Origin of the sequence: Brevundimonas diminuta ATCC 11568 (genome assembly GCF_000204035.1) — a bacterium.
In the GTDB taxonomy this organism is placed as follows: Bacteria; Pseudomonadota; Alphaproteobacteria; order Caulobacterales; family Caulobacteraceae; genus Brevundimonas; species Brevundimonas diminuta.
Genome location: NZ_GL883084.1, coordinates 243,453 through 250,545, shown reverse-complemented (window position 1 = coordinate 250,545; position 7,093 = coordinate 243,453). Strand labels below are relative to the sequence as shown.

The 7,093-nt window shown below is 68.8% G+C and carries 7 protein-coding genes and 1 pseudogene; 4 read left to right on the top strand and 4 right to left on the bottom strand.

Going from position 1 to position 7,093, the window contains the following annotated elements; all coding sequences use genetic code 11:
• Nucleotides 1-1,111, bottom strand: a 1,111-nt coding sequence (gene thrC, locus BDIM_RS01280) for a threonine synthase (protein WP_040344715.1), incomplete at its 3' end; no start/stop codon positions are given.
• A gap of 177 nt (nt 1,112-1,288) precedes the next feature.
• Here thrC and BDIM_RS01275 point away from each other — a divergent pair.
• Both BDIM_RS01275 and BDIM_RS01270 read left to right on the top strand, forming a co-directional pair.
• The gene (locus tag BDIM_RS01275; RefSeq protein WP_040344714.1) at nt 1,289-2,233 is read left to right on the top strand and encodes an aspartyl protease family protein; all 945 of its coding nucleotides are present in this window, start codon (nt 1,289-1,291) and stop codon (nt 2,231-2,233) included.
• 65 nt (nt 2,234-2,298) lie between these two features.
• Entirely contained in the window at nt 2,299-3,603 is a 1,305-nt protein-coding gene (locus tag BDIM_RS01270) for a DUF418 domain-containing protein (protein ID WP_003163750.1), read from the top strand.
• Nucleotides 3,604-3,613: 10 nt separating this feature from the next.
• Here BDIM_RS01270 and ypfJ read toward each other — a convergent pair whose 3' ends face one another.
• The 3 genes from ypfJ to BDIM_RS01255 form a co-directional block, all read right to left on the bottom strand.
• Nucleotides 3,614-4,465: a KPN_02809 family neutral zinc metallopeptidase gene (gene ypfJ / locus BDIM_RS01265; protein ID WP_003163749.1), complete on the bottom strand. Its 852-nt coding sequence runs from the start codon at nt 4,463-4,465 to the stop codon at nt 3,614-3,616.
• An 85-nt stretch (nt 4,466-4,550) separates the two neighbouring features.
• Nucleotides 4,551-4,937, bottom strand: a complete 387-nt coding sequence (locus tag BDIM_RS01260) for a hypothetical protein (RefSeq protein WP_112999784.1) — start codon at nt 4,935-4,937, stop codon at nt 4,551-4,553.
• A 54-nt stretch (nt 4,938-4,991) separates the two neighbouring features.
• Entirely contained in the window at nt 4,992-5,339 is a 348-nt protein-coding gene (locus BDIM_RS01255; RefSeq protein WP_167493388.1) for a HesB/IscA family protein, read from the bottom strand.
• Between the two features lie 108 nt (nt 5,340-5,447).
• Between BDIM_RS01255 and BDIM_RS01250 the strand changes: the two genes are divergently transcribed.
• Together BDIM_RS01250 and BDIM_RS17750 are read left to right on the top strand one after the other, a co-directional pair.
• Nucleotides 5,448-6,635, top strand: a complete 1,188-nt coding sequence (locus tag BDIM_RS01250; protein ID WP_003163746.1) for a deoxyguanosinetriphosphate triphosphohydrolase — start codon at nt 5,448-5,450, stop codon at nt 6,633-6,635.
• Between the two features lie 87 nt (nt 6,636-6,722).
• Nucleotides 6,723-7,093, top strand: a pseudogene (locus BDIM_RS17750) (SPOR domain-containing protein); the annotation flags it as partial.

Below are 7,093 nucleotides of genomic sequence, written 5' to 3'. Positions count from 1 at the left end.
CGGCCTTGGTCGTCGCTTCGTCGACCGAGGCGGCCGACACTTCGGCGCGCAGGGCGGCCAGCAGGTCGGCGGGCAGGGTGACGGCGCCTTCACGGGCGAAGGTCTCGAATACGGCGCGGGTCGTCTCGGCGTCGCGGCCGGAGGCTTCATAGACCAGCCGTTCAAAATTGGACGGCGCCTGCACGTCCATCGAGACGCTGCCGCTCTCGACCGCCGGGCGGCGGGCGTAGACGCCGTCGTTGATGGCGCGGGCCAGGGCGTCGTTCTGGTTGACGGCGGCGACGAAACCGGCGGCGGGCAGGCCCATCTTCCTGGCGGCGATCCCGGCGAAGGCGTCGCCGAAATTGCCGGTCGGCACCACGAAGGTCGCGGCCTGGCCCAGCTGGGCGGTGGCCGAGACGTAATAGGGAATCTGGCCCGCCAGACGGCCCCAGTTGATCGAGTTGACCGAGGACAGGCGGCCGTGTTCGCGCAAGGATTCCTCGGCCAGCAGTCCCTTCACCAGACGCTGGCAATCGTCGAAGTCGCCGCGCACGGCCAGGTTCAGGACGTTGTCGGCCTGGACCGTCGTCATCTGCTTGCGCTGCACCGGTGAGACGCGGTCCAGCGGGTGCAGGACGATCAGCTTGATGCGCTCGGCCCCCGCAAAGGCGCGCACGGCGGCGGCGCCGGTGTCGCCGCTGGTGGCGGTCAGCAGGGTCAGGGTCTCGCCCGTCGCGGCCAGGGCCTCGTCCGATAGGGCGGCGACCAACTGCATGGCCAGATCCTTGAACGCCGCCGTGGGGCCGTGGAACAGCTCCAGTACGAACAGGCCCGGCTCCAGCTCGACCAGGGGCGTCACCAGCGGATGGTCGAAGCCCTTGGTCAGGCGTTCCAGTGCGCGGTCCAGCGCGCCCGCAGGCAGGGCGTCGCCGATGAAGGGCGCCATCGCCGCCTTGGCGATCTCGGCGTAGCCGCGGCCGGGACGTGTCGCGTCGGCGGGCAGGGAGGGCCAGGCCTGCGGCATGTAGAGGCCGCCGTCCGGCGCGATGCCGCGCAACAGGGCGTCGCTGAAGCGGGGGGGAGCGGCGTCGCCGCGCGTCGAGATGTAGCGATCAGGGGAGGTCGTCATATCGGGGTCGTTTCTATCCGCGATCCAGCGCTTCGTCATGATTATTTTGCGAATGCGAAAGGAATTTTCGCGCGATGACGCAACAACCTGGCTCAGTCGACGACGGGCGTGCGCCTTGATCACGCGGCGCCGGAAAAGGGGCTGGCGTCGCGCGGCCGCCCGGTTCATGTCAGACGAATGAACCGCCGTACCCTTCTCATTCGCGCCGGGGCCGTCGCCGCCGCCGTCGGCGGCGGGCTGTGGCTGAAAGATCATGTGCTGTGGCGGCGACCCAGCGTGACCTTCGGCGCCGACGGGACGAGCGGCTGGTTGGGTTTCGTCGCGCCACGGACCCTGTTGCCGACGGTGCGGGTGCGGCTGGCGGGGCGGGAGTTGACCGCCCTGATCGACAGCGGGGCGCAGTATTCGGTGATCGATCGACGGCTGGTGGCGGAGCTGGGGCTGGACGACCTCTTCGACATGCCGCTGATCGCCTATGGCGTGGATGGGCGCCCCCAGATGGGGCGAGGCGTGACGCTGGATCTGGCGGTTGGGACGGCGCGCGTGGGGCGTCTACGCGCGGGCATACTGGACCTGGGACCGTTGGGGGGCGACGAGGGATTGGGCGCGCCGCTGATCCTGGGCCAGGATTTGCTGATGGAGGCGGCGCTGGAGATGGACCTGCGTCGACGGCGGTTGCGGCTGCTTGACGAGGCCCGGACGGCGCTGGCGCCCGCCTACCGGCCCTTGCCTGTTCGGCGCTCGGGCACGGCTCTGATCGCCGAGGTCGTGGTCGAGGGCGCGCCGGTCAGGGCGGTGGTGGACACCGGCTCGTCTTCGCTTCTGGCGCTCAGCGACGAGGCGGCGCGGACCGCGGGCCTGCTGGACGGACGGCCCGAGCAGTCGGGGTCCAGCATCGTCCTAGGCGGGGTTGCCAGGACGCGGATGGTCCGGGCGCAAAGCGTGGCGCTGGGCGGCGAGGCGTGGCGCAATGTGGCGACCGCCGTCTACGTCGGCCGGGCGCTGCCCAACTACCCCGAGGCCCTGCTGGGCATGGAGGCTTTCGCCGGGCGGAACGTTATTTTGAACTTGGGCGACGGACGGCTGCACCTCGCGCCGTTGATGGATGTGACCATTGTTTAGTTTTGATAGGTTTCCATCTGAAAAATCCGTTTCATCCGCGGCCTGAAGGGGGATAAGCGGCCCGTATGACCGCCCTGCCGCCTCGCATGACATCAGTGTCGCCCAATCAACGTCTGGAGAGCCTGGATCTCCTGCGCGGGTTCGCCCTGTGCGGCATCCTGTTGGTCAACATCATGATGATGGGCGGACTCTGGGGGCAGTATCATCCGGAGTTGCCGCCGACCCTGGCCAATCCCGACTGGTCGGCGTGGATCATCCAGCACCTGTTCGTGCAGGGCTCGATGCGAGGCCTGTTCACCCTGCTGTTCGGGGCGGGGATGCTGCTGATCACCCTGCGCGGCGAAGACGGGCGCGGGACGATCCAGGCGGCCGACGTCTACTTCCGGCGCTGCATGGCCTTGTTGGCGCTGGGCGTGTTCAACGCCACCGTCCTGCTGTTTCCGGGGGACATTCTCTATGTCTACGGCCTGTCGGGATTCTTGCTGTTCGTCTTTCGCGCGGTTCGGCCGCGCACGCTGATCGCCCTGTCGGCCGCTCTGCTTCTGCTGTTGACGCTCGAGTCGGCCGTGGTCGGCGCCTATCAGGCCATGGAGGCGCGACGCGGCGCTGAGCTGGCCAGTCAGGTCGAGACCGGGGCCGCCCTGTCGGTCGAGGACGCCGAGGCGCTGAAGCTCCATGTCCGCGCGCAAGAGGCGCAGACCCTGACGCCCGAGACCATCGTCGAGGAAACGGCCGCACGCACGGGAAGCGTCGTCGGTCTGTTGAAATGGAGCGTACGCACCTGGTTGGATTATGCGGCGTCCAGCTACACCATCACCCTGGTCATTGAATCGGTCGCCTTCATGCTGCTGGGCATGGCGCTGTTCAAGCTGGGGGTGTTGGGCGGGGCGCGGTCGCTCGGCTTCTATCTGGCGCTGGCCGGGGGCGGTTACGCCCTGGGTCTGGCGGTGAACGGCGCTCAGGCCGTGATGTTGTGGACCAGCCAGTTCTCGTCCGAGTCCTGGACGGCGCAGACCAGCTATGAACTGGGTCGCTGCGCCATGACCCTGGGGCACGTCGGCCTGCTTCTGTCGCTGTGGAAGATGAACGCGCTCGGTTTCGTGGGGCGCGCCCTAAGGAATTTGGGGCGCATGGCGCTGACCAACTATCTGGCCCAGTCGGCGATCGCGGGCCTGCTGTTCTATGGCCTTGACCTGTGGGGCAGGCTGGACTGGTGGGGCCTGTGGGGCGTGGCGGCGGGTATCTGGGTGTTCCAGATGGCTTTCAGCGCCCTGTGGCTGCGGGTCTTCAGCATGGGGCCGCTGGAATGGGCGCTGCGCTGGTTCGCCTATGGACGGCCCTCGCCCCTGAGGCGCGCGAAGGCCGTCTGACGTTTCGGGTTTATAGCTGGGCGAAGGTGTCGCAGGCGGCGGGGTCGCCCGTCTGATAGCCGCGCTGCAGCCACTCGACCCGCTGGGCCGAAGAGCCGTGGGTGAAGCTTTCCGGCGAGACGCGGCCGCCGCCGCGGCGTTGCAGGGCGTCGTCGCCGATGGCCTGGGCCGTTTTCATGCCTTCCTCCAGATCGCCCGGCTCCAGCGCCACCTGACCGTTCGACACGGCGGCGGCGTTGCTGGCCCAGACCCCGGCGTAGCAGTCGGCCTGAAGCTCCAGAGCGACGGAATAGCGGTTGCCCTCGGCCTGCGACCGCGCCGATTGCTGGGCGCGCTGCACCTGCTGGCTGGCGCCGGTCAGGGTCTGGACGTGGTGGCCGAATTCATGGGCGATGACATAGGCCTTGGCGAAGTCCGCGCCGGACGCGCCCAGCTTGCTTTCCATCTCGCGCCAGAAGCTCAGGTCCAGATAGACCTTCTGATCAGCCGGGCAGTAGAAGGGCCCCATCGCCGCCTGGCCGTAGCCGCAGCCGGTCTGGGTGCCTTGCTCATACAGGACGGTGGTCGGCGGGGTGTAGCCGCGCAGCTTGGTCTTCCACACGTCGTTGATGTTGGAGCCGATGACTTCGACGAATTGGCCGTCCTGATCCCCTGGCGAGCCCATCTGGCCCTGCTGCTCGGCCTGACCGGCGCCGCCGAACTGGCTGGCCAACTGCTGGGTGGTGTTCGGGTCGATGCCGAAGACGAAATAGCCGATGGCCGCCAGCACCAGCACGCCGATGCCGCCGCCCGCGACCGCGCCGCCGCCCATGCCGCGCCGGTCTTCGATCCCGCCGCCGCGCCGTCCGCCTTGCCAACGCATCTGTCGCTCTCCGCTTTCGTCGTCTGATCCGAAGCTAGGCTGAAACGCAGGCGCAGGTGAAGAGATGCAAATGTAACGCTGTGGTTCAGTGCGGCGGACGGCTCAGCCAGGCGTCGATCTCCGTCACGCCGGGCGCGGTCTGGTCGAGCGGCGGCGTCAGGGGCGCCGGCGCGGGCAGGGTTGTCGAGCGCGGCGCATAGGCCGTCGCAGGCGGCGTCGCTGGGGCCGGCGATCGCGCGGCTTCAAGCCGCTGCAATGTCTGACTGGTCTGAAGCCTCATGCGGGCGGCCTCGGCCTCACGCTGGTCGGCCTGAAGGCGCAGACGCTCCATGGCCTGAGCGTGCTGTTCGGCGCGGGCGATGTGGGGATCGTAACCCGCAGGGGGAGGGCTGGGCCAGCCGGGCCAGGTCTGGGCCTGCGCCGACAAGGGGGCGGCGCAGAGCAACAGGGTTAGGACGAACAGGCGCGTCATGCCCATACAGATGGGTGTGTTGCGCCTCGCCGCCAAGCGAGACTTTATCGCGGCTCAGATCGCGAAGCTGACGCCGCAGCCGCAGCTGGAGGCGGCGTTGGGATTGCGGATCACGAACTGGGCGCCTGCCAGTTCATCCACGAAGGCGATCTCGGAATCCTTCAGGAAGGGGATGGAGACCGGGTCGATCACCACGGCCTGCCCGTCGCGACGCACCACCAGATCGTCGGCCTCGGGACCGTCGACCAGCTCGAAGCGGTACTGGAAGCCCGAGCAACCGCCGCCGTCGACGGCGACGCGCAGCAGGACCGGCTTGCCTTCCGCCTCGGACAGCTTGGCCAGGCGGCGCGCGCCGCTTTCGGCCAGGACAATGCCCTCGGGCGACCGGGTTGCGACCGACAGCGACAGGTCGCGGACTGATTCTGTGGATTGGACGGTGCTCACGGCCCTCTATATGAGGGGCCGACAGGCGTTCGCAAAGGCCTGTCGCCATCACGAAGTCCTGCCGCCTTGAGCCAGACCCGCGCCCCCTACGCCGAAAACCCCGCGGAAAGCCGCGGCCGCCATGTTTTCGAGCCCGCCAGCCGCACCCGCACCGCCTTCGCCCGCGACCGCGACCGCATCATCCACGCCACCGCCTTCCGCCGCCTGAAGGAGAAGACGCAGGTCTTCGTGGCGCATGAGGGCGACCACTACCGCACCCGGCTGACGCACAGCCTCGAGGTGGCGCAGATCGCCCGCTCGCTGGCCCACGCCCTGCGGCTGGACGACGATCTGGCCGAGACGGTCGCCCTGGCCCACGACCTGGGCCACCCGCCGTTCAGCCACGCGGGCGAGGACGAACTGCACGAACAGATGAAGGCGTTCGGCGGCTTTGACCACAACGTCCAGAGCTTCCGCGTCGTGACCGAGCTGGAGACCCGCTATCCCGGCTTCCCCGGCCTGAACCTCAGCTGGGAGACGGTCGAGGGCGTGGTCAAGCACAACGGCCCGGTGGCGCATCTGCTGTCGGACCCGGCGTGGAAGGCGGTCGCCGCCTATGCGCCGGGCGGGGCGGCCGACTGGGACTTGCGTCTGTGCACCTTCGCTTCGCTTGAGGCCCAGTGCGCGGCCATCGCCGACGACATCGCTTATAACAACCACGACGTGGACGACGGGGTGCAGGCGGGGCTGTTCAGCCTGTCGGATCTGGCAGACGTGCCGCTGATCGGACGCTGTATCGCCAGCGCGCGCGCCGACTGGCCCGACATCGACGAGCGGATGCTGCGGCTGGAGGCCGTGCGCCGGATGATCGGCGTCATGGTCGACGACGTTCTGGCCGAGACCGAGGCCCGTCTGGCCAAGCACCGCATCGAGACGGTCGAGGACGTCCGCAACGCGCCCGAGACCCTGGTGCAGTTCTCAAGCGGCATGATGGCGGAACTGGCGGTGTTGCGCCGCTTCCTGTTCGAGCGGATGTATCGCCATTACCGCGTCAACCGCACCCGCAGCCAGGCGCGCCGGGTGCTGGCCCAGCTGTTCCAGCTGTTCATGGCCGAGCCGGAGGTGATGCCGCCGGAATGGCAGGCCTCGGCCCTGACCGACGACCGGGACGCGCGGGCGCGGGCGGTGTGCGACTACATCGCCGGTATGACAGATCGTTACGCTATCGAGGTCCACAGGAAGCTGTTCAGCCTCGACCTCGCCCTCGATCTGTGATTCGAGAAGGGCTTCACGGCGCGTTAGACTGAGCGCCGACGCGCGCCGATTCGCGCGCGTGTCCCACGACCATCAAGGCGCGACCCAATGTCCTACGACGACGATCACCGAGGCAATCCCAACGCCGGGCCCAACGCCGGCCGCGACCGGGGCGCCTATACGCCGCCGACCGACGACGACCTGCCCTTCACGCGCGGCGGCTATGACCCGCGCCGGGCCCCGGCCGCCAAGTCGCCGCCGATCACCCTGATCATCAGCGCCGTCGTCCTGCTGCTGCTGATCGTGGCCGTGGTGGTCTTCTATCGCTCGGGCGTGCGCTCCTCGACGGACGCGCCGCCCGCCGTCGGCACGCCGGTCGAGAGCATGAAGGTCGAGGCCCCGCTGGACGCCCAGCCGGTCGACCCGGAAGCGGACATCCGCGTCTATCGCGACGGCGGCGCCCCGACCGACGCCGCGCC

Excerpts from the sequence above, each read along its gene's own strand:
- BDIM_RS01275 (WP_040344714.1), top strand. The coding sequence starts at position 1,289 with ATGAACCGCCGTACCCTTCTCATTCGCGCCGGGGCCGTCGCCGCCGCC.
- BDIM_RS01270 (WP_003163750.1), top strand. The coding sequence starts at position 2,299 with ATGACCGCCCTGCCGCCTCGCATGACATCAGTGTCGCCCAATCAACGT.
- ypfJ (WP_003163749.1), bottom strand. The coding sequence starts at position 4,465 with ATGCGTTGGCAAGGCGGACGGCGCGGCGGCGGGATCGAAGACCGGCGC.
- BDIM_RS01260 (WP_112999784.1), bottom strand. The coding sequence starts at position 4,937 with ATGACGCGCCTGTTCGTCCTAACCCTGTTGCTCTGCGCCGCCCCCTTG.